This is a genomic window from Kitasatospora sp. NPDC047058 (assembly GCF_040643935.1).
Lineage (GTDB): Bacteria > Actinomycetota > Actinomycetes > Streptomycetales > Streptomycetaceae > Kitasatospora.
This window is the reverse complement of the sequence record NZ_JBEYVJ010000117.1, coordinates 1-21184: the sequence shown is the minus strand read 5'-3', so window position 1 is coordinate 21184 and position 21184 is coordinate 1. Positions and strand designations below refer to the sequence as shown.

At 73.6% G+C, this 21184-nt stretch carries 21 protein-coding genes; 8 read left to right on the top strand and 13 right to left on the bottom strand.

What is annotated here, in order from left to right; genetic code table 11:
• Together ABZ885_RS19305 and ABZ885_RS19300 are read right to left on the bottom strand one after the other, a co-directional pair.
• Positions 1–882: serine/threonine-protein kinase (locus ABZ885_RS19305; protein WP_360189662.1), on the bottom strand; the 882-nt coding region annotated here is incomplete at its 3' end.
• A 6-nt stretch (positions 883–888) separates the two neighbouring features.
• A complete protein-coding gene (locus ABZ885_RS19300; protein WP_360189660.1) occupies positions 889–1683 on the bottom strand; it encodes a serine/threonine protein kinase in 795 nt (264 codons plus the stop codon).
• 379 nt (positions 1684–2062) lie between these two features.
• Here ABZ885_RS19300 and ABZ885_RS19295 point away from each other — a divergent pair, with 379 nt between their 5' ends.
• Complete coding sequence (locus ABZ885_RS19295) at positions 2063–2470, top strand: hypothetical protein (protein WP_360189657.1); 408 nt, start codon at positions 2063–2065, stop codon at positions 2468–2470.
• A 199-nt stretch (positions 2471–2669) separates the two neighbouring features.
• Here ABZ885_RS19295 and ABZ885_RS19290 read toward each other — a convergent pair whose 3' ends face one another.
• From ABZ885_RS19290 to ABZ885_RS19275, 4 genes are all read right to left on the bottom strand, one after another.
• Positions 2670–3803, bottom strand: coding sequence for an aminotransferase class I/II-fold pyridoxal phosphate-dependent enzyme (locus ABZ885_RS19290; protein ID WP_360189654.1), 1134 nt, complete (start codon positions 3801–3803; stop codon positions 2670–2672).
• Positions 3800–4456, bottom strand: a complete 657-nt coding sequence (locus ABZ885_RS19285) for a PAS domain-containing protein (protein ID WP_360189651.1) — start codon at positions 4454–4456, stop codon at positions 3800–3802. The genes ABZ885_RS19290 and ABZ885_RS19285 overlap by 4 nt, the downstream gene beginning before the upstream one ends.
• 93 nt (positions 4457–4549) lie before the next feature.
• The gene (locus ABZ885_RS19280; protein WP_360189648.1) at positions 4550–6196 is read right to left on the bottom strand and encodes a beta-propeller fold lactonase family protein; all 1647 of its coding nucleotides are present in this window, start codon (positions 6194–6196) and stop codon (positions 4550–4552) included.
• A gap of 195 nt (positions 6197–6391) precedes the next feature.
• Complete coding sequence (locus ABZ885_RS19275) at positions 6392–8071, bottom strand: hypothetical protein (protein WP_360189645.1); 1680 nt, start codon at positions 8069–8071, stop codon at positions 6392–6394.
• Between the two features lie 327 nt (positions 8072–8398).
• Here ABZ885_RS19275 and ABZ885_RS19270 point away from each other — a divergent pair, with 327 nt between their 5' ends.
• The 6 genes from ABZ885_RS19270 (at position 8399) to ABZ885_RS19245 (ending at position 14603) form a co-directional block, all read left to right on the top strand.
• A complete protein-coding gene (locus tag ABZ885_RS19270; protein ID WP_360189642.1) occupies positions 8399–9211 on the top strand; it encodes an SDR family oxidoreductase in 813 nt (270 codons plus the stop codon).
• Positions 9212–9397: 186 nt separating this feature from the next.
• Positions 9398–11038, top strand: coding sequence for an FAD-dependent monooxygenase (locus ABZ885_RS19265; RefSeq protein WP_360189640.1), 1641 nt, complete (start codon positions 9398–9400; stop codon positions 11036–11038).
• Between the two features lie 53 nt (positions 11039–11091).
• Positions 11092–11661 (top strand): DinB family protein, encoded by a 570-nt coding sequence (locus ABZ885_RS19260; protein ID WP_360189637.1) that lies wholly within the window; start codon positions 11092–11094, stop codon positions 11659–11661.
• Between the two features lie 88 nt (positions 11662–11749).
• Entirely contained in the window at positions 11750–12400 is a 651-nt protein-coding gene (locus ABZ885_RS19255; RefSeq protein WP_360189635.1) for a hypothetical protein, read from the top strand.
• A gap of 172 nt (positions 12401–12572) precedes the next feature.
• Positions 12573–13679, top strand: coding sequence for a restriction endonuclease (locus tag ABZ885_RS19250; protein ID WP_360189632.1), 1107 nt, complete (start codon positions 12573–12575; stop codon positions 13677–13679).
• Positions 13680–14093: 414 nt separating this feature from the next.
• Positions 14094–14603 (top strand): hypothetical protein, encoded by a 510-nt coding sequence (locus ABZ885_RS19245; RefSeq protein ID WP_360189629.1) that lies wholly within the window; start codon positions 14094–14096, stop codon positions 14601–14603.
• A 142-nt stretch (positions 14604–14745) separates the two neighbouring features.
• On the opposite strand, the gene ABZ885_RS19240 is transcribed toward ABZ885_RS19245, so the two are convergent.
• The 5 genes from ABZ885_RS19240 to ABZ885_RS19220 all read right to left on the bottom strand — a co-directional run bounded on the left by ABZ885_RS19240 (position 14746) and on the right by ABZ885_RS19220 (position 18656).
• Positions 14746–15567, bottom strand: coding sequence for an arylamine N-acetyltransferase (locus ABZ885_RS19240; RefSeq protein WP_360189626.1), 822 nt, complete (start codon positions 15565–15567; stop codon positions 14746–14748).
• A gap of 146 nt (positions 15568–15713) precedes the next feature.
• Complete coding sequence (locus ABZ885_RS19235; protein WP_360189624.1) at positions 15714–16256, bottom strand: HEAT repeat domain-containing protein; 543 nt, start codon at positions 16254–16256, stop codon at positions 15714–15716.
• 63 nt (positions 16257–16319) lie between these two features.
• Positions 16320–16805, bottom strand: a complete 486-nt coding sequence (locus ABZ885_RS19230) for a hypothetical protein (protein ID WP_360189621.1) — start codon at positions 16803–16805, stop codon at positions 16320–16322.
• A complete protein-coding gene (locus ABZ885_RS19225) occupies positions 16805–17194 on the bottom strand; it encodes a hypothetical protein (RefSeq protein ID WP_360189618.1) in 390 nt (129 codons plus the stop codon). Before ABZ885_RS19225 ends, ABZ885_RS19230 begins: the two co-directional genes overlap by 1 nt.
• 289 nt (positions 17195–17483) lie before the next feature.
• Positions 17484–18656 (bottom strand): erythromycin esterase family protein, encoded by a 1173-nt coding sequence (locus ABZ885_RS19220; RefSeq protein WP_360189615.1) that lies wholly within the window; start codon positions 18654–18656, stop codon positions 17484–17486.
• A gap of 114 nt (positions 18657–18770) precedes the next feature.
• On the opposite strand from ABZ885_RS19220, the gene ABZ885_RS19215 reads away from it, so the two are divergent.
• Positions 18771–19511, top strand: a complete 741-nt coding sequence (locus ABZ885_RS19215) for a TioE family transcriptional regulator (RefSeq protein WP_360189612.1) — start codon at positions 18771–18773, stop codon at positions 19509–19511.
• 3 nt (positions 19512–19514) lie between these two features.
• On the opposite strand, the gene ABZ885_RS19210 is transcribed toward ABZ885_RS19215, so the two are convergent.
• Together ABZ885_RS19210 and ABZ885_RS19205 are read right to left on the bottom strand one after the other, a co-directional pair.
• Positions 19515–20114 (bottom strand): hypothetical protein, encoded by a 600-nt coding sequence (locus tag ABZ885_RS19210; RefSeq protein ID WP_360189609.1) that lies wholly within the window; start codon positions 20112–20114, stop codon positions 19515–19517.
• Between the two features lie 141 nt (positions 20115–20255).
• Complete coding sequence (locus ABZ885_RS19205; protein ID WP_360189606.1) at positions 20256–20972, bottom strand: hypothetical protein; 717 nt, start codon at positions 20970–20972, stop codon at positions 20256–20258.
• Positions 20973–21184: the final 212 nt, after the last annotated feature.

Genomic DNA, 21184 nt, shown 5'->3' with positions numbered 1-21184 from the left:
CAGGCCATGGCGCACAACGTCTGCTGGCAGCTGGATCTCACCGAGGAGGGCGAGGCCGCGGTGTACGCCGGCTTCGAGGCCTGGTGGGAGCATCGAGCGGGCCCGGACGGTGGCGCCGAGGAAGGGGTGCAGCCCGCCGGTGAGCAGCTGGTGGACGAGCACGCCGAAGGCCCAGAGGTCCGCGCTGGGCCGCAGGGCGACACCGCGGGCGCCGGTCCGCTCCGACCACCACTCGGGCGGGACGTGGTCGGGCGAGCCGAGCGGCGGGGCGTAGGCGTGGGTGCCCTCCAGCTCGGCGGTCAGGCCGAAGTCGGCGAGCTTGGCGGTCCCGTCCGGCATCAGCAGGATGTTGCCGGGCTTGAGGTCGCCGTGCACCCAGCCCGCCCGGTGCATGTGGGCGAGCCCGGCGGCGACCTCGGCGAGGATCCGCTCGGCCTCGGGGACGGCCACGTGGGGGCGGGCGGCGTCGAGGACGTCCTGAAGGCTGCGGGCCGCACGTTCCATCACCAGCGCCACCGCGCCGTCCAGCCCGGGGTGGGCCGGGTCGTCGACGGTGACCACGGCCAGAGTGCGGATCAGGTGCGGGTGGTCGGCGCGGCGGCTGAACCGTATCTCGCTGCGGGCGACCTGCGCCATGGTCCGGCGCTGGCCGGGGCTGAGCCGCCCCGGTCCGATGAACTTGATTGCGGCGTCCGGCAGTTCGCCCACCCCGTGGGCGGCGTAGACGGTGCCCCAGGCACCGGCGCCGATCGGCTCGCCGGTGCGGTAGCCGGCCACCCGGTAGCCGGGCGGTACCTCGAAGGGCAGCCGGCCGGACGGTGGCCGGCCGGTGGGCGGCCGCTCCGGGGGCTGGGCCGCGCCGGGCCCGGCGGGCGGTGGCACGGCGGGTCAGCCGCCCTGCCGGGGCGGGAGCAGGGCGAGGTGCTCCTCCCGCACGAGGTCGAACCTCAGCGCCAGGGCGACGAGTTCCTCCCGCTTGCCGCCGGCGCGTCCGGCCGCGTCCGGCGCCTCCACGGGCGTGTCGCGCAACCGGAGCTTGGTGGCCACCAGGTAGTCGATGTGGTAGTTGACGGCCGAGCGGGTGAGTCCGCGGCAGGACGGCAGGGCGCGCAGCCTGGTCACCACCTCGGTCGCGCCGGGCACGAGCGCGGCGGACGGCGAGCGCAGCCTGGGCTCGCACAGCGCCAGCAGCACCAGGAAGTACTTCGAGGTGGGGTCGAGGGCGAACGGGCTGACCGTCCGCTCGCCGCCGTCGGCACCGGACTCGCCGTCCAGGTAGGCGTGTTGGGGTGCGAAGACCTTGAAGGCGGCGGGTTCGCCGAGAGCCGGCAGCAGGACCCGGGAGAACTCGAACGGCACCGGCGCACCGAGCCGGCCCGGTGCGACCTTGACGTGCTCCCCCGCACCCTCCAGGTTCTCCACCACATAGGTGGCGGAGCCGCTGAAGTTGGAGAGCCGCCAGTAGTCCTCGGCGGCGGTGATCTCGCCCGCGCGACGAGAAACGCCCTGGTCGGCGAGCGGGATGGCGACCGGCCGCCCGGGCTCGCCGCGCCCGAACTCGGCCACCTCGCCCGGGCCCAGGTGCAGCAGCGCGGGGCGGGAGGGGTGAGCGGATCGCTGGGGCAGCCCGGCCGACGCGGCGCCCGGCCGGGGTTCGGGCAGTTGCACGATGACCGTGTCCATGCAGGCCACCTCCGTGGGTCGCGTCGATGGTAGCCGTCCGAACGGCCTCGCGCCGGTCCGCCACCCGTACGAGTGAACGCCGTGGCGCGATGCCACCGGATTGGCCCGGGAGGAGCGTCAACCAGGCGCCCATCGCCTTGAGTTGACGGACCGGAGAGCGGGACGCGGGCGGCGGACGGCGAGCCCGGCCGGGCGGCGGACGCTTCCGACGGTCCGCTGAACGCCGGGTGACGCCGACTGAACGCCGGATGACGCGGTAGCAGCACGTAGTTGAACCGTCACCATGAGTGTGATGCAGCGCACATATGTCATGCGCACAAAATGTGCAAGACTCATCCCATCCAGTGAGATTCCCTTGTTTTCCAAGGAGGTTCATATCATGCGCGCTCGGATCGCAGCTCTGATGGTGGCGGTGGCAGGGATCACTGCGGCGACGGCCCTTCCGGCCTCGGCCGCCTCGATGGGCGGCGAGAACAGCGCCGCGGCGTGCGCCGCCGTGGCCAACCACCCGTGCGTCTGGCAGGAGAAGAACGGCGGCGGCTTCGTGGGGGTGGCCCAGGTGACCGCCGACCCGGCACAGCTGACGCTCGTTCAGGTCGAGGTCCGCACCCAGAAGGCCTGGGGCAGCCCGTGGGTCACCGTCGCCTCGGCGACCACCATCACCAACGGGTTCGCCAAGGCGGTCACGCCGCAGGTCGTCACCAGGGACCTCCGGATGGTCTGCGCCACCGGCGGCCCGGCCCTGGTGGCCGCGCAGCAGGTCACCACCTGCACCGGCCCGTTCTGATCTCTCCGGGATCCCGGAGAGATCCCGGAGACACCCGGACACCCCGGCCGGCCGTCGTGGTCCGCACCGGCCGGGGCAGGGTCGGCCCGGGGAAGCGGTGGGTCCGCTTCCCCGGGTCGGCCCACCTCCAGCGCGGAGGCGGCTCGTCGGGGCCGACCGGGGGCGGTCCTCGCCCCCGGAGCCCAGCCGGACGGGCCGCCTACCGCCGGGACTTGAGCCAGCCGGCGAAGGCGTCCAGGGCCGGGCCCGGGTCGCGGCGGCCGAGGCCGATCCGGAAATGGTCGGCCGGCGTCGGGGTCAGCTCGGACCGGTAGACGCTCGCGGGCAGCAGCAGCACGCCCGCCTCCTCGACCAGCCCGGTGCAGAACTCCTCCACCCCGTCGGCGCCGAGGTAGCGGGGGTAGGCGACGCAGCCGCCGTCCGGGGCGCGCCACTCGAAGAGTTCGGGGAAGGCGGCGAAGAACTCCTCGAAGACCGGCAGGTTGGCGGCGATGATGCCGCGGTTGCGGGCGAGGATCCGCTCGCGGTGGGTGATCGCGATCCGGGCCAGGATCTCGCTGGGCGCGGAGTTGCAGATCGTGGTGTAGTGCTTGGCGCGCTCCAGCCGGCTACGCAACTCCCGGTCGCGGCAGGCGATCCAGCCGATCCGCAGGCCCGGCAGGCCGAGCGACTTGGAGGTGACGTTAAGCGAGAGGCCGCGCTCGGAGAGGTCCGCGGCCTGCGGCAGCGTCCGTGCGGGGTCGCGCTCCAGGCCGCGGTAGACCTCGTCGCTGAACAGGTGGATGCCGCGCTCGTCGCAGATCCGGGCTAGCCGGGTGAAGTCGGCGGCGTCGATGACCTTGCCGGTGGGGTTGTTGGGGAAGTTCACCGAGACGACGCGGGTCTCGGGGCGCAGCGCGGCGGTCAGCTCGTCCAGGTCGAGCGCCCAGTCGTTCCCGGGGTCGAGCGCGACGCCGGTGACCTCGCAGAGCGAGAGCGGAATCGTCTCCGCTGACTGGTAGTTGGGGGTGACGACGACGGCGTGGTCACCCGGCCCGAGCAGCACCTGCATGGCGAGGTTGAGCGCCTCCTGCGCGCCGCCGAAACAGATCACGTCGTCGGCGTCCACGTGCTCGTACATCCCGGCGACGGCCTGCCGCAGCGCCGGGTCGCCGAAGGTCTCGGTGTAGCCGAGGGTGAGGGTGTCCCAGGCGTGCCGGTCCTCGGGGCCGGCCAGGGCGAGCAGTTCGGACATCGCCATGGTCTGGGCGTCGGAGGCGGTGAGGTGGTGGCGGGCGGTGAACTCCCAGCGCGAGAAGTGGGTTTCCAGCCGGAAGTCGGGGAGCTTGGTCATCTCGGGTTCCTCTGTGGTGCGTTCGGCGGCTCGGCCTTGAGTTCGGCGAGCAGGGTGTAGACGGTGGACCGCGAGACCTTGAGCGCGGTGGCGACGGCGGGGACGGCGCGGCGCACCGCGAAGACGCCGGCCTGGTCGAGTTCGCGCAGCACGGCGAGCCGGTCCTCGCGGGTGAGCCGCTCCGGCGGGCGGCCGTGGGCGCGGACGTAGCCGCCGACGACGTCGTTCATCCGCTCGGTCCAGTCGGCCTCGAAGAGCGGTTCGGGGCGCGGCGAGGTCGGCGCGGCGAAGCCGGCCAGCAGGGTGGCGGCGTGTTCCAGCGGCCCGCGGTCGAGGTTGACGCAGAGCACGGCCGAGGGGCGGCCGTCGGGGTCGCGCAAGACGGCGCTGACCGAGGAGAGCCGCCGGCCGTCGGGCAGCAGCTTGCCGTAGGGCCCGTAGACGTCGGGCGCGGCCGGGTCCAGCCCGTCCAGCTCGCCGAGCAGGGAGGGGTCGCCGGGGGCGCGGCCGCTCATCGGGTTCCAGACGGCGAGCACCTCGTCGCGGACGGCGTCGTGCAGCACCACCTCGGCGTACGGGCCGAGCAGCAGGGCCACCGCCTGGCAGACGGGCGACCAGGCCTGGACGCGTGGGTCGGGGGTCTCTGCGGTCATGTTTGGACTGTACGTCCAGACTGGACGTTTCGTCCAGCACCGTCGACGGAACGGCCCCGCCCCGAAGAGCTCGGGGCGGGGCCGGGGAAAGGCTCAGCTGCAGCTGATCTGCAACAGGTTGGACGAGCAGGTCCGAGCGGCGCGGTCGTTGGCCGGCACCGGGTCGGCGGGCGCGCTCGCGGTGCGGACGGCGGTCACCGTGAAGGTGCGGCCGACGTTGAACAACCCGACGTGCACGGTCAGGTGCCGCGTGGTGCTCGCGTTGCGGGCCAGCGGGCCGGCCAGGGTGCAGGTGAGCTTGCCGGCCGCGACGGTGCAGTCGGTGGAGGAGGCCGTCAGGCCGGCCGGCAGGTCGGCGGTGACGGTGGCCGAGTCCACGGCGGCGGGGCCCTGGTTGGTGAGGGTCAGGGTGTAGTCGACCCGCCCGGTGAACAGCCCGCTCACCGGGGTGGCCCCGAGCGCGACGGCGAGGTCGGCGGTGGGCGCGGTGTAGCCGAACCGGTCGGCGGCGGTCACCGCACTGGTCCCGCCGGGGGTGGTGACCCGGACGTCCACGGCGCCGGCGGCGGTGGCGGCGGGCGCGGTGGCGGTGCAGCTGGTCTCGGTGCAGGAGAAGGACGCGGCGTTCCCGGCGGCGCCGAAGCTCACCGCGGTGGCGCCGGCCAGGTCGGTGCCGGTGACGGTGACGACCGTCCCGCCGGCCTGCGGACCGGAGGCCGGACTGACCCCGGTCACCACCGGCACCGGCAGCGGGAACCCGAGCACGGTCACGGCGCCGCCGGAGAAGTCGGCCAGGTAGCCGCGCCGCCCGTCCGGGGTGAGCGCGAGCGTGAACGGGCTGGCCCCGGTCGGCACGGTCGCGGTGACCGTCCGGTCGGCCGTGCCGATCACGCTCAGCGTGTCGTCGGCGTAGTTGGCGGCGTACGCGCGGCGTCCGTCCGGCGAGAGCGTGACGGCGTAGGGGTTGTTGCCCACCGTCACGGTGCCCGCGACGGTGCCGGCGGCGGTGTCCAGCACGCTGACGGTGTTGTCGCCCCCGTTGGCGGTCCACAGGCGCGAGCCGTCGGCGCTGAGCGCGAGCCCGAACACGCCGTGCCCGACCGGGACGCTCGCGCTCACCGTGTTGCCCGCGGTGGCGATCACGTCCACGGCCTGCGCGCCCGAGGCCGCGACGTAGACGTGCGCCCCGTCGGGCGCGACGGCCACGCCGTGCGGCTCGGCACCGACCGGGACGGTGGCCGTCACGGTGTTGCCCGCCGTCTCCAGCACGCTCACCGTGCCGGCGCCGGCGTTGCTGACGTAGACGTGCGCCCCGTCCGGCGCCACCGCCAGGCCGAAGGGCTCGGCGCCGACCGGGACGGTGGCCGTCACGGTGTTGCTCGCGGTGTCCAGCACGCTCACGGTGCCGTCCTGGTGGTGGGTCAGGTACGCGTGCCGCCCGTCCGGCGCCCAGGCCACGGCGTAGGAGCCGCTGCCGGCCGTGAACGTGCCGGTGACCGCGTTGGTCGCGGTGTCCAGCACGGACACGGTGCCGCTGCTCTGGCTGGTCACGTACGCCCGGCGCCCGTCCGGCGCGACCGCGACGCCCGCCGGGTAGGCCGCCACGGACACGGTGGCGGTCACGACGGGAGGCGGCGCGGCCGCCTCGGCGACACCGGGCTGTGACAGCAGCGCGGCCGTGGCCGCCCCGGTGGCGACCACGGCCGTCCAGGAGCGGCGCGGCGAACGACGTATTCTCACGGGGTTTTTCTCCAGACTCGTCGGACCATCGGATCACGCAACGACCCCGGCAGATGCCGGAGCCGCACGAAGCGTAGAAGATCGCTTGACGAAACGTCAGGAGTTGACCGGACTTGTCGCCAAATGTTTAGCACCGATCACAGTCGATCTTGACCCGGGGGCCGTCTTCGAACCCCCGCTGCGGCGGGCGGGAGGTCAGGGCGAGGTGGTGCCCCCCGACGGCGAGGCGGAGCCGGTCGCCGTGGCGGAGCCGGACCGCGACGCGGACCCGGAGCCGGACGGGGTGGGCGAGGGCGACGGCGACGGCGAGGAGGGCTTCGGCCCGACCTGGAGGCCGATGACGTGCCCGTCGGCCGTGAGGAAGTACTGCAGGCCGGCGTAGCCGGGCGTCACCAGGATCCCCTGGGTCATCTTCGACAGCTGGCTCGACCGGGCGAGCTCGGTGCCGAACTCGGCGTCCCGCCACACCACCTGCTCGGTGTCGTACTTCTTCAGCCCCTGGAAGAACTTCACCGGGATGTCCGTGCCGATCAGCACGCGGTGGTCCTTGGGGCCGAGCAGGGTGGTGAAACTGAGCGTGGTCTGGTCCTGGGACCACGCCACCGCGAGCGTGCCGTTCGTCAGGTCGATCCCGGCGAGCTTGCCCGCCCCCGCGTCCATCGCGTAGACGCGGTTGTTCTCCGGGTCGACCGAGACCATGGACGGGATGAAGCTGTTCTTGGCGCCGCTGCTCGCGAACGGCTGGAGCGACGCCACCTTGGTGGAGTCGCTCTGGGACACCGCGACGACGCTCATCGGGGTCGGGGTCGGCTTCCCGCCGTTGGTCATCGCCACCACGTAGTCGTTGATGACGGCCATCGCGGACGCCGCCGTCTGGCCGTTCCGGAGGTAGGGCACCGGGCCCCAGCCGGCGTCGGGGGCGAAGGCGCCGTTCTGGTAGGTGTACCGGTAGAGCTTGGTGGCGCCCGGCAGGTAGACCGCACCCGTGCCGTTGAAGGTGGTCGTGGTGACCCGGCCGCCCATCATCTCGGGCAGCGTCACCTGGGAGAGCACCTGGAGGCTCCGCGGGTCGATCGCCACCAGGACGGAGGGTGGCACGGCCGTCGGGTCGGGGCAGTCGAGGAAGGCGCTGAACCCCTGCTGGGTGCAGCCGGGCTGGCGGTTCACCGTCTTGGCGATGATCGTGCCGTCGGGCAGCGCGTCGTAGCCGTTGTAGGCGGTGTCGCGCGGGGCGGACTGGCCGGTGGGGAGGGTGGTCTGCGCCAGGACGTCGCCGTTGACCGGGTCGATCCTGGCGATGTGGTAGCCGTAGATCACCACCAGGCTGCCGTCGGCGAGGACGTTCAGGACCCCCGGGTAGTCCCACTCGTCGGTGGCGTTGGTGTTGATCAGCACCCGCCGCCAGACCTCGTTGTAGGTGCCGGGCTCCACCCGCGAGACGAACGAGCCGGACCCTCCCTGGTCACCGTAGCCGCCACCGTAGACGTAGAGCTCGTTCGGGCCGCGGTCCACGATGTTGTACGGCGTCGTGTAGACCTGGCTCGAACTGTGCGCGAACACCTGGTTGTTCGACGGGGCGCCCAGGAAGTGCGCGCAGGCGTAGAGGTGGGTCCGGTTGGAGTCGTGCACCTCGAAGGCGGCGATCGTCGGGTACCACGGGGCGTTGCCCTCGGCGGCGGCGCACTGCTCCTCGTCCGCGACGAGGGTCGGGTCCCCGACCAGCGGGCCGCCCGCGGCCGTGACGTCGGCGGGCGTCGAGGAGCTCGACTTCGGAAGGGACACCCTGCCGTTGTCCGCGCTGGAGCACCCGGAGAGCCCGAGGAGCAGGGCCAGCACGGCGGCCGTCCACCGGAGAACGGGCAACCGGGTCGTCATCGGCGGCTCCTCAACGCGCTCGCGGCGCCGGCGCGCGGACCGGCCGGCACCTGATCGACCGTCAGAGTGGCAGCGGCGCGCCGGCCGGCCCCGGGCGACGCGCCGGACCGTCCGGCCGAACGGGCGCACCGGTCACCCGGGCAGCGGCGGGTGCCCCGCGGGCCGCACCCCCCGGGCGATGGCGCACCTGAGGGCGACCCGCCGCCCGGGGGCCGTCCGGAAGCCGGGCCGACGGGCGCCTCCGCCCATCCCCCGCAGCGTGGCTGACGGTCCGTGAGCCTACAATCCGATGGTTCACGGAGCATTGATCCCCGGGGGGTACCTGCCATGTCCGACCAGCGCGTCGTCCTCGTCACCGGCGGCGGCACCGGCATCGGCGCCGCCACCGCGCGGCTGCTGCGGGCGGAGGGACACCGGGTGGTGGTCTCCGGCCGCCGGTCCGAACCGCTGGAGCGCATCGCCCGGGAGACCGGCGCACTCGCCCAGGTCTCCGACGCCACCGACCCGGACGACGTGCGGGCGCTGGTCACGGCCGCCGTCGCCGCCTACGGCCGGCTCGACGGGCTGGTGCTCAACGCCGGGGTCGGCCGGCCCGGCGCGGTCGGCGACGTCACGCTCGCGGACTGGGAACTGGTGATGCGGACCAACCTCACCGCCCCGTTCCTGCTGCTGCGCGAGGCGCTGCCGCACCTGCTCGCCGCGCGCGGCGCCGTCGTCGCCGTCGCCTCGGTCTCCGCCCTGCGCAACGGCACCGGCAACGCGGCCTACGCGACCTCCAAGGCGGCCCTGCTCCAGCTCTGCGGCTCGCTCGCCGTCGACTATGGCCACCTCGGGCTGCGGGCCAACACCGTGTGCCCCAGCTGGGTGCGCACCGAGATGGCGGACCGCCCGATGGCCCGCCTCGCGGAGGCGGCGCAGCTGGCGGGCGGCGTCGACGACGCCTACCGGGAGGCGACCCGGCTCACCCCGGCGGGCCGGCCCGGGGAGCCCGAGGAGGTGGCCGCCGCCATCGGCTGGCTGCTCTCCCCGGCCGCGAGCTACGTCAACGGCGCGGTGCTCACGGTCGACGGCGGGGTCACCGCCCTCGACCCGGGCACGGCGGCCTTCGGCCTGCGGATCGAACCCCGCACCGGCGTGTAGGGGCCGTCCGGCGCGTAGGACTCTTGCGGGCGCGTCCGGCCCCGCGTCCGGCCCCGCGGCCGGGACGGTCCCGGTGGCGGCCCGGCGCGGATCGGGCGCAGCCTGGAGGAAGCGGCCGCGCACGCCCCGGGAAACGGCCCGGGGCGTGTCTGACAGTTCGCGTCGGATCAGCGTGCGGGAGCGGTCATGGACGAGATCGACGTACTGGTGGTGGGCGCGGGCCCGGTGGGGCTGACGGCCGCGGCCGAACTGCGGCGGCACGGCGTCGGCTGCCGGATCGTGGACCGGCTGCCCGCCCCGCAGCACTACGCCAAGGCGGTCGGCGTGCAGCCGCGCACGCTGGAGCTGTGGGACGCGATGGGCCTGGTCCGGGCCGTCCTGGACGAGGCCGTCCCGATGCGCGGCCAGCTGCTGTTCACGGACGGGCGGCCCGGCCCGCGCATCGACCTGGTCCTGCCGCCCGACATCCCGTACGCGTTCGCCGCGCTGCCGCAGTACACCACCGAACGCCTGCTCACCGAGCACCTGGCGCGCTGGGACACCCACGTCGAACGCGGCAGCGAACTCGTCTCGCTCCGGGAGGACACCGACCACGTCCGCGCCGAACTGCGCACCCCGTCCGGGCCGGCCACGGTCCGGGCACGCTACGTGATCGGCGCCGACGGTGCGCACAGCCTGGTGCGGAAGGCCGCCGGGCTCACCTTCGAGGGCGACGCCTTCCCCGAGCAGTACATGCTGGGCGACGTCGAGGTGGACTGGGACCTCCCCGAGGGGTACGGCGTCCGGTCCACCCACCACGACGCGGACGGGACGGTGGACGACCTCCTGGTCTGCATCCCGCTGCCCGGCCGGGGGCGGTACCGGATGTCGATGACGGTGCCGGACGAACTGTCCACGGACGGCGCGGCGGAGGACGGCGTCCAGCACGGCCTGGAGGGCGGCCGGGTGCCGGAGCTGCGGCACATCCAGGCGGTGCTGGACCGGCTCTCGCCGCAGCCGGTGCAGGCCTCGGCGCTGCGCTGGTCGTCCACCTTCCGGATCAGCCACCGGCTGGTGAACCGCTACCGGTCCGGCCGGCTGTTCCTGGCCGGGGACGCCGCGCACATCCACCCGCCGACCGGCGCGCAGGGCATGAACACGGGCATCCAGGACGCGTACAACCTGGCCTGGAAGCTCGCCCTCGCCGTGCAGGGCCTGGGCGCGGAGGGCCTGCTCGACAGCTACCACGCCGAACGGCACCCCGTGGGCGAGGAGGTCGTCGGGCGGACGGTGCGGCACGCCCGGGCCGGCATCGGCGCGGACGCCGACGACCTCGACCTGGTGATGCGCCGGGAGGCCCAGCTGCTGGTCGGCTACCCGGACAGCCCGCTCGTCGCGCCCGCCGACGGCAGCCCGCCGGGCGGGCCGGCCCCCGGCGAGCGGGCGCCGGACTGCCGCGGCCTGGAGCGCGAGCTCGCGACGTACTCGGTGCGCCTGTTCGACCTGCTGCGCAGCCCGCGGCACACGCTGCTGTTCCACGTCGGCCCCGGCCCGGCCGGCTCCGGTGCCGGCACGCCGGACGACCACCTCGGCACGGCGGCGGTGGCCGCACTGTCGGCCGCCCACGGGCGGCTGGACGTCTACGCGGTGCTCGCCCCCGGCGCGTCCGCGCCGCAGTGGCGCCTGCCGTCCGTCCGGGACGGCGCGGGCGAGTTCGCCGCCGCGTACGGCGCCCGCCCCGGCGAGGCCTTCCTCGTCCGCCCCGACGGCTGCCTCGCCGGACGGTTCCACCCGCCCACCCCGGACGCCCTGGTCGGCTGCCTGCGCCGGACGTTCACCGCCGGGTGAGCGCGGAGTCCGGCCGATAATCCGGTGGCGGGCCCGGCCGGTCACCGGCCACGATGGCCCGCATGAGTGATCAACCCGCGCGATGGACCGAGGCGACCGTCCACCCCGACATGTGGGCCGACCCGGAGAAGGACCCGCGCACCCTCGAAGGCCCCGGTCCGGACGGCGAACTCGCGACGCTGCAGGACTTCCTGGCGAACTACCGGCTGACCCTGCGGATGAAGTGCGAGGGCCTGGACCCGGAGCAGCTGGCCCGCCGCTCGGTCCCGCCGTCCACGATGTCACTGCTCGGCCTGCTCCGACACCTCGCGGAGGTCGAACGGGACTGGCGCAACTGGCTCACCGACGGTGATCCGCTGCCGAAGCTGTACGGCGCGCGCGACGCGGACTTCGAGGGCGCCGTCCCCGAGCAGGCCGTGGTCGACGCGGCGTACGCCGACCTGGAACGCGAGCAGGCCGGGACCGACGCCGCACTGGCCGGATTCCCTGACCTGGCCGAGCGGGTCGGGAAGGACGGGGTCGCGATCCGCGAACTGATGGTGCACCGGATCGACGAGTACGCCCGCCACTGCGGCCACGCCGACCTGCTGCGCGAGTGCGTCGACGGGCGGGTCGGCCAGTGACCGGGGGCCGGCACACGACCGCCGGTTTCCGCACGACCTCACGCGGGCCGAATCGCTCCTGATGATCGGACTGCGGTAGGGGGACGGCATGGGCCGGCAGGAGATGCGGCGGAAGGTCCACGAGCCGCTGAGGCGTGCGGGCCTGGAGGTGCTGGAGGGCGGCGTGCCGGAGGCTCCGCTGCCGGTGTTCGCGGTGGGGGTGACGGTCGGCTGCGGTGAGGGGACGGGCCGGCGGAACGCCACAGTCGGCTTCGACGACCCGCACCTCGTCGAACGCGCCAACCGGGACTGGTACGAGCTGGCGACCTCGTCGGGCCTGTTCGGTCCGGACCGCGAGTTCCTGCTCGCCCTGCCCGCCCGGCGCTACAACCCGCGGGTCGACCTGGACCAGCCGTACGCCTGGCGCCGGGTCCGCCTCCTCGACCGCTGGGACGTCATGGGCGCGGCGTGCGCGATCCGCCGCGGACGGAACGTGCTCGGCTTCGACGACTGCGTGCTCGGCTCGCGCGCCGGGCGGCCAGAGTTCAGGATGCTCTCGCTCGACAGCAGCGTCTCCCTGGTCGGGACCACCGAGCAGCACGCGATCGGCTCCTTCACCGTGCCCGATCCGGGAGGCACGGAGGCCGTACGCCGGCTGCTCGACTGGGCGGCGAACGGGGCCGAGTGGTCACGCGAGCAACGCGCCGCCGCCGTCGCCTGGCTGCGGCGCCATGAGCCCGCGGTGGCAGACCCGGCGTGACCGGTCGGAGGACGACGACCCCGACGGAGTGGGAAGTCGGACCCGCCGACTTCCCACGCCAACTGCGCGAGACCATAACGAAATCATCGATTGTGCGACATGACTGACGTAGCGTCACTTACTCCCATACTCTGACGGCTGCCAACCACCGGTCGCCTTCGAGGGAGCACCCATGTCCCGGAGCCGGAAGCTCCACCGCCTCAACAACCCCGACACCGACGAGCGCCGTGCGCAGCGGCTGCTGTTCCGCCACCTCCGTGACGACACCACGGCGAACCGCGGCCGGATGGCGAAGCGGGTGCGTGAGCTCCAGCTCCTCCTGACGATGGACCCGGTCGAATTCGAGCAGCTCATAGCCCGGTTGATGGAGGCGATGGGCATGAGGGTCGAGCTCACCGCCCGGTCGCGGGACGGCGGCGTGGACGTGCGCGGGATCGACACCGACCCCTTCCGCGGCGGGAACGTGATCGTGCAGGTCAAGCGCTACCGGGACACGGTCACGCCCTCGGCCGTCCGCGACCTGTACGGCACGCTGCAGCACGACCGGGACGCGACGAAGGCCGTCCTCGTCACGACGAGCAGGTTCGGCCCGAGCTCGCACCAGTTCGTCACGGGCAAGCCGATCACGCTGATCAACGGCGCCGAGCTGGTCGGTCTGCTCAAGCACCACGGCTTCCACGAGGTGTTCGCGGCGGCCCAGCACGGCGGCGCGGGCGGCGGTGCGGACGGCGGCGGTGCGGACGGAGACGGACTGCCCGGGATCGAGGTCGCCGCCGAGCCCGCCCGCCTGCTCCTCCACTGGACCGGCGAGGACGAGTACGACATCGCCGCCCTGGTGTGCGAGGGCAACAGGGCTCTGTCGGACGACCACCTGGTGTTCTACAACAACTGCTCCACACCCGACGGCTCGGTGCGCCTGGTCACCGGGTACGACGACGCCAACGCCTGCCTGATGGTCGACTTCGACGCGCTGCCCGCCGAGGCGGACCGGCTGGTCATCATCGCCGCGGCCGATGTGGAGAACCACCCGGAGGCGACCATGGCCGGGTTCGCCGGTCCGGCGCTGATCCTCGAAGCCGGCGCCGACCAGGACCCGGCCGTGGCACACCTGGCCGACGGCGCCGCGGCCAACACGGCCATGCGGATGGGCCGGTTCGACCGCGACACCGCCGGCGACTGGGACTTCACCCCGGCCATCGCCGGCTACCCGGGCGGCCTGCGCCAAGCCGTCATCGCCTACGGCCTCGACGTCGAGGAAGCCCCGGCGCCGGCCCAGTAAGACCGCGTTCGCTTCCTTGGCAAGCGAACGTTCCCAGGCCAAGTGATGCTTTCGCGCATCAATTCCATGATCGGGGCGCTGCCGTCGCAGCACCGAGTCTGGACAGCGTGTGTCTGCAGGATTACAGTCAGTTCGGGGCCTGCGACGGCAGGATGGCAAGAGGGGGCGGCAAAGCGAATGGCAGCGGCAATGCTGCCGTTCCCTGTCATTCGTCGGGGCTTCCCCTTTATGGAAAGCAGCTCATGGAGCTGACGAGACCGCACGGTTCGGCTCGCATTGCCCCTCCGCCCTACGCGGCAAGTGCTGCACCCGACAATCCCCCTCCGGCCCCGATTTCAGCGCCGCTGAGTCTGTCAGCAGCGGCGCCGGCGCGACTCGTCCGCGATACGCCCAGACCGAAGGATAGAGGCCATCATGGCATTGACAGCAGCCGACCTCGAAAAGCTCGGAGACACGCCGATCACGATCCAGTCGACGCACTATCCGAACGTCTACCTGCGCATGGACGGAACCGGAGTGACCGCCTTCGCCGACAGCGGGGCGGGGACGGTCAACTGCCAGTACGGCACGGGCTCTCGGACGTCGTTCAGGGTCCGGCCGCAGAGCGATGGCACCTACGCCTTCGAGTCGGTGGCCTTCCCGAACGTGTTCCTGCGCATGGACGGCGCCGGGGTCCCCTCCACCATGGCCGGAGGAGGGACGGTCAACTGCCAATTCGGCGCCTATCCCTACGAGATGTACCACCTCCTCCCCCAGCCTGACGGCTCGTTCTCCTTCGGGTCGGCGACCTTCCCGAACATCTACCTGCGCATGGTGACCGGCAGTGGGGTGACCACCGCCACCGGCCCCGGCGGAACGGTGAACTGCCAGATCAACGCCAATGGCGGCGCTGACGAGAAGTTCATTCTCGACCTGGCCAAGTAGTCGACCCCGGGGGCCCCACCCCAGGAAACTCGCGAACCGTCGGCAAGGCGAAAGTGCCTTCCGCGCTGAGAAGATGAGGCTTATCCAAAGTCTCTGCCAGCCCAGCCGGAAGGCACTTTCTGCGTGCCCGGCCGCCCCGCTACTAACCGTCCTTGGTCGCCGAGCGGAAGCCGGGCGGCGGGGTGAGGCCGAACTCGGACTCCAGCAACTCCCGGAGCTCGTCGATGTTTTCGACCTCCTGGACCGAGCGCGTGCCGTCGGGGTCGGTCCGGGTGAGGGTCGGCCCGTCGAACAGCAGGTGGTGGCCGGTGGCGAGCGTGCGCTGGACGTAGAGCCGCTGGAAGGGCGAGCGCGGGTGGGTGGCCACGTACCAGTTGCCCATCTTGAGGTCGACGGCCGGCGTGCGGTCCAGGGTGAAGGCGGTCTGGTCCTCCCAGGTGTCGCCCTTCAGCGCCTGCATCACCCACACCGGGGCCGGACCGTCCGGCTCCTCCACGAGGAGGCGGTGCCGGCGCCCGGCACCCTCGCGGACCTGGCCGGGGATCATCGGCAGCGGCTCCAGCAGCGCACCGAGGCCGCCGTAGCCGACGTCCGCGAGGTAGCGGCCGGGGGCACCGGGCACCTCGACGGCCAGCACCATGTGGGTCCGCGGACGCTCCTCCCCCGGGCGCGCGCCGAACCGCACGCGGCCGCTGAGGCGGGTGACCCCGAAACCGAGCTGCTCCAGGACGGCGGCGAAGAGGCTGTTCTGCTCGAAGCAGTAGCCGCCGCGGGAGGACTCGACCAGCTTCGCCTGGAGGTCGGGGATGTCCAGTGACGGCACCTCGCCGGCGACCACGTCGAGGTTCTCGAACGGGATGCCGAGAACGTGCGCGTAGTGGAGCGAACGGAGGGTGGCGAGGGTGGGCGTACGGTCGCCGTCCCATCCGATGCGGGCGAAGTACTTCTCGAGGTCAATGGTCATAAGATCACCGTACGGCCTGGGCCGCTCAGTTGGCGCCCGGCTTTTGCCGGGGCCGGTGTGGGCCGCGGGACCTAGGACTCCGGGGGTACGCCCTCGGCCCGCCACGGTGGAACCGCCGGGCTGAGGGCATGACGGGCCCTCAGCCGCTACCTCGGGGCGGGCGGCAGAGTCCGTTGGTAGATGGCGCCTCCGGGCGTGAACCAGCCCGCCTTCTTCCGGACGGCCGGGCTGGGGTCCCGGGCGTGGGACGCCTGGAGGGCGGCGAGGGCACGGTCGTCCGTGTGGACGAACTTGCCGACGAGCTCGGCGGCCATCGCACGGACCCGCGCGTCGGGGTCGGAGGCCAGGTGGTGCAGCGCGGGGTCGAGCACCCGGTCCGCGCCCGGCGCGCAGGTGTCCCCCTTGCACCGGTCGCAGGCCAGCGCGTGGAACGCGGCGATCCTGACCCGGGCGTCGGGATCGTCGGCCATGGCGATGAGTCGGCCCATGGAGCCGGAGTCGACGAGGTGGTCGAGCAGCCGGCAGCAGCCCTCGCGGACGGCCGCGTCCTCGTGGGACAGCCCGGCGCGGATGGCACCGAGCGCGTCTTCTTTGCGCCGCAGCAGCTCCCGGTAGGCCGCGACGGTGCGTTGCGGGTCGCCCAAGTACGAGACGAGGGCTTCGTTGTCGGTTCTGACGAATCCCAGCATGGCTCCAGGTTCGGGCCCGGGGCACGGCCGGGCAATTGGATTTCGCGTCGGCCCGGGGCCGGGTCAGCGGACGGTGACCTGGATGCTCTTGGTGACGCCGCCGCAACCGGGGGCGGGACTCGCCGCTCCCGGCCGGCATGTGCCCCGGTCGTGGAACTCCCAGGTCAGCATGGTGGTGCCGGGGGTGAGGGCGGTGAAGGTCTGGTCGATCCCCGGGGAGCAGCCGGTGCTGCCGCCGCAGGGGTCGATGACGACGTCCGGGCCGTGCTGCAGCACGGCGGCGTCGCCGGCCGAGGTGAGGTCCCAGGTCCAGGCCGTCATGCTGTCCACCCCCCTGACGCCGAACCGCTGTCCGACGGCCAGGGTCACGGTGCTGGTGGGATACGGGGAGGTGGCCTTGCCCGCCTCCGCGAGGGCGGGGAGGGCCACCTCCGTCTCCGGCCGGGTGGTGGGCGGGGTGGCGGGCGTTGCGGGCCCGGCACTGCAGCCGGCGAGCAGCGGAGCGGCGGCCAGCAGGGCCGCCGTCACGACGGCGAAGGTACGACGCATCAGTTCCCGCCCTCCCGGACCCGGCGGCGCAGGGTGATGAGCAGCGCGACCGAGGCCAGCCACCGGGCGAACAGGGCCTCGCGCTGGACGCCCGCCCCGGTGGCGGCGGCCGCGCGCAGCCACCCGCGGACCAACTCGCCCGCCTCCCGGCCGATCACCGGTTCGGGCAGGGCGAGCGCGGCCGCGAAGCCGCCGGCCCGGACGTACCGGCCCAGGAAGCCGAGCGGGTAGGGGCCGATGCCCAGGGCCTCGGCCCGGTAGGAGGCGGCGATCGCGGCATCGCCGAAGAGCACGCGGCGCGGGGTGCCGTCGATCAGCAGCCCGCGGGTGAGGGCGGCCTCGACGTCGTAGCCGGTCATCAACTCGGCGTCCGGACGGATGGTCGTCATTTCGGCAGCTCCACGCCGTAGACCTGGTTGAGGTTCGAGTCGCCGGTGAGGTGTCCGGAGTTCATCCGGCTCTGGATGAACTGCTCCTTCGGTCTCAGGTCCTTGACCTTGCTCATCCCGCCCGCCCCGTGCACCCGTCCGGTGTGTCCGCCATCTCCCGGTCTCCCCCCGTAAGGCTGCGTGCCCGCCGTGATCGAACGGACACGATCGATGAGCATAGACGCAGTCGGCGGGTGCGGTGGCGGGGTCCCGGGCAGGACGGCGAGGGGGCGGGCGGGAGTCCGACGTCCTACCGCGGGTGGTCCGGTGAGGCCGCGGCCACGGCTGCGCCGTCGCCGATGTGCAGGACCGCGTCGGCCGCTTCGACGATCCGGCGGTCGAGCGGGAAGTAGCCCAGCTCCGGAGTGGTGCCGGTGCGGGCGCGGGCTGGTCCGATCGTGGTGGACGCGGTCAGGCCCCAGGCGGCGCAGCGGAGTTGGAGGACGCCCTCGTAGCTGTCCGGCTCGGGCTCGCCGAGGCCGAGCGCCTCGCTGCGGCCCAGGCTGCCGGCCACGAAGGCGTAGCGGTCGCCCAGGAGGGAGCCGACGACGGCGCCGGCGCCGGTCCAGACGCAGTCGAGTCCGCCCATGCTCCAGGTGCTCTGGTGGGGCTGCAGGTGGCTGTTGTGGGCGTGTACGAGGGTCGGTCCCCGCCGGGCCTCGACGGACCGGATGTCGAGGAGGTTCGCGGCCATGAGCCCGTCACGGGTGGCGAGCAGGCGGGACAGCCGCGGACCCGGGGCGAGGGGCCGTGCCGCCTGCCGGTGGTAGCGGAGCAGGCCGAGGCCGGCGGTGAGGTGCGTCGCGGCCCGCTGCCACGCGGCGTCCGAGGTGGCGGCGGTCAGCTCCGCCCGGTGCGTGTGGAGCGCGGTGAGCAGGTCGCCGGCGACCGACCGCAGCCGCTCGGCCTCGGGCGTGGCACCGGGCGACTCGGCCGGGTCGAGGACGGCCTCGGCGCGGCTCCAGCGTTCGTCGTCCCCGGCGAGACGCGCGATGTCGAGGGCCAGCGCGAGCCCCCGGGCGGTGTTGAGGTAGTCGCGGGCGTGTTCCAGGTAGCGGCGCGGGCTGGGTGCGCTGTAGTTCTCGGTCGGGGTGTCGAAGCCGTGGAAGGCCAGCCAGTCCTCCGGCGGCCGGTTCCGGTTGTACGCGCGCATCCAGGCGACCAGGCGCCGGTTGGCGTCGAGCTCGCCGAAGTCGTGGGAGAAGCCGTGGCGCATCACCGCGTCGAGGGTGCCCGCACCCCCCTGGACGAAGTCGTTCACGGCGAGCGCCGCGACGCGGTCGGTCTCGAGGGCGACCGACCGGAAGCCGGTCTCCACCAGCCGGGCGAACAGCTCGTTGCGGACCAGCCCGAAGGCCGGTTCCCGGTGCGTCGGCTCGCCGACCGCCAGCAGCTCACATGACGGGGTTACGAAGTCTCGCATGTCCTGACTCATGGACCTCAAGCGTAACCTTGAAAGACCGGTTGAGACTTCGGGCCGGGGTGAGCCCTCTACTCCTGCACAGCCGCGCGGTAAAGTCTCAAAGCAGTGAGAACCATGCGACCATCGGACCTCGCGCGTGGGCACGGCATCTCGGCCCAGGCGGTCCGCAACTACGAGCGGGACGGGTACCTCCCGCCCGCCGGGCGCACGCCCAGCGGCTACCGGATCTACACCGAGCTGCACGCGGCGGCGCTGAGCGCCTACCTCGCCCTCGTCGCGGCGTACGGCCATGCGACCGGTGGCGAGATCATGAACGCGCTCCACCGCGACGGCCTCGACGCCGCCCTGACGGCCGTCGACCGCGGCCACAGCCGGCTGCTCCGCGACCGGGAGACCCTCGCCGCGGTCCGCAGGGCCGTGGACCACCTGACGTCGGAGCCGGGGACCGCGGCGGACGCACCGGCGGGCCGCGGGATCCGGACCGTCGGCGAACTCGCCCGCCGGATCGGCGTCACCCCGGCGACCGTGCGCAACTGGGAGGCCGCCGGCATCCTCACCCCCGGGCGGGACCGGGCCACCGGCTACCGCGTCTTCCGCGCCGGCGACGTCCGCGACGCCGAGCTCGCCCACCTCCTCCGACGCGGGGGCTACGGGCTGGACCACATCGCCGACGTCGTGCGGCAGATCCGCGACGCCGGCGGCACCGAGGCCCTGTCCGGCGCCCTCGACGACTGGCACCGCAGGCTCACCGCACGGGGCGTCGCCATGCTCCACGCGGCCACCCGGCTCAGCCACTACCTCGGTCTGCTCGGCGACGACCTGCCGCAACAGGGCGCGGCCGGGGAGGCCGGGTAGGGGTCACTCGCGTCGGTTCACCCCGGCCGGGGCGAGGTACGGGCCGCCCGCCGCGGGGGCCGCCGTCGCGGCGGCCGCCACCCACCCCGCGAACCGGTCGACGGCCACGGGCGGCGAGGCGGGCTGGTCCGCATGGACCGCCGCCGCGGGGAAGAACGCGACTCCGCATCGCCGGCACAGCCACCCGGCCTGCCACACCTGGTGGTACCGCTTCCAGTACGCCCACTGCTCCGCCCGCCGCGAGTCGGCCTTCCGGGTACGGCTCCGCCGCGACACGACCTGCACGATCAGGCCGGTCACCAGCAGGAGCGCGGGAATGATGTACGGCCCCAGCCGGTAGCCGAGCCGGTACGCGTCGCTGAAGCCGTCCAGGTCCTCGTGGCTGGTGAGCTGCGTGAGCACCCCGAGCAGGCAGAAGCCGCCCGCCAGGCTGAAGAGCGTGACGGCCGACCCGCTCACGCCGATCCGGATCGGCGGCGGCTCGGGCGGCGGCGCCAGCAGCGCGCGCAGGGGCTCGTCGAGCGGCCGGCCGGGGTCCGTCAGCGCCTGCGGCACGGGGACGGACTCGTCCGGGGTGGCGCACTGGGGACAGGTGGCACGCATGAGGACGGGTTCCCGGGGGGTACTGCGGGCGTGAACGGTCGACGCGTAGTACAGCACACGCGGGTGACGGTACGTCCACCGGCTTTCCTGCGGGCAGCCGTGCAGCTTCCCTGGTCAGCCGCCCGCCGTCACCGCCCGCCGTCACCGCCCGGGCGGCACGGGCCGGGTGGGCTGAACGGGCCCGGCGGTCGCGGCGGGGACGACCTGCCCGACGAAGACGACGTGCGCGGCGATGACGAGCACGGCGGGGAGGCCCCCGAACAGGAGCAGCAGCGCCGGCACGAGGTTGGCGAGCAGCCCGAGCGCGAGGCGGGCGCGCCGGCCGGTCGACGCCCAGGGGGCCACCATCAACAGGGCGAGGAGCACCGGGGCGCCGACCAGCAGCACGGCACCGAGGGCGATCGCGCCGTACGTCCCGGCGGGGAGGGCCCCGCCGTCCCCGAGGTGCACGACCCCGCCGAGGGCGAGTGCGATGAGCTCGGCCAGCAGCACGATCGGCGTCAGGTACCAGGCGACGTAGCGCGCCGCGGCCCGCCCGGCCCAGCGCAGGGCGACCCGGCCGTGCGCCGCCCAGAGGCGGGCCCCGAGGGCGAACGGGAGCAGCAGGAGCGGTGCCACGCACAGGAAAATCAGGCCGAGGTCGCCGCCCGGGTACGCCCCGGCGAGCCCGAACACGGCCAGGTAGGCGGCCGGCAGTGCGATGAGGGTGGTGACGGTGAAGGAGTGGCCGACCGTGCAGCACAGGCCGTCCCCGGCCGACCGCCTCGGCAGCGGCCTCCGCCGTCGGCCGGCGCCGACTGCTGTCCACTCCGCCCGCACCGCCTGCCCGGCGACCGCCGGCTCGATGGCGTGTGACATCCGCTCGCGCCCCCTCCGAGAGATTGAACACGTTCAAACTAGGGCTTGCGGTCCGCTGCGGTCAATTGACGGTCGCTCACCCTCCGCCGGCCCCTGGGCCGTGGCTCCTCCACCGCGTCGCGGAGGCGGCCCGGGAGATCACCGCGGACGGCGGCGGGGCCGCCTGAACGGCCGGTGGCCGCCCCCGTACGATCGCGGGGGCGGCCACCGGG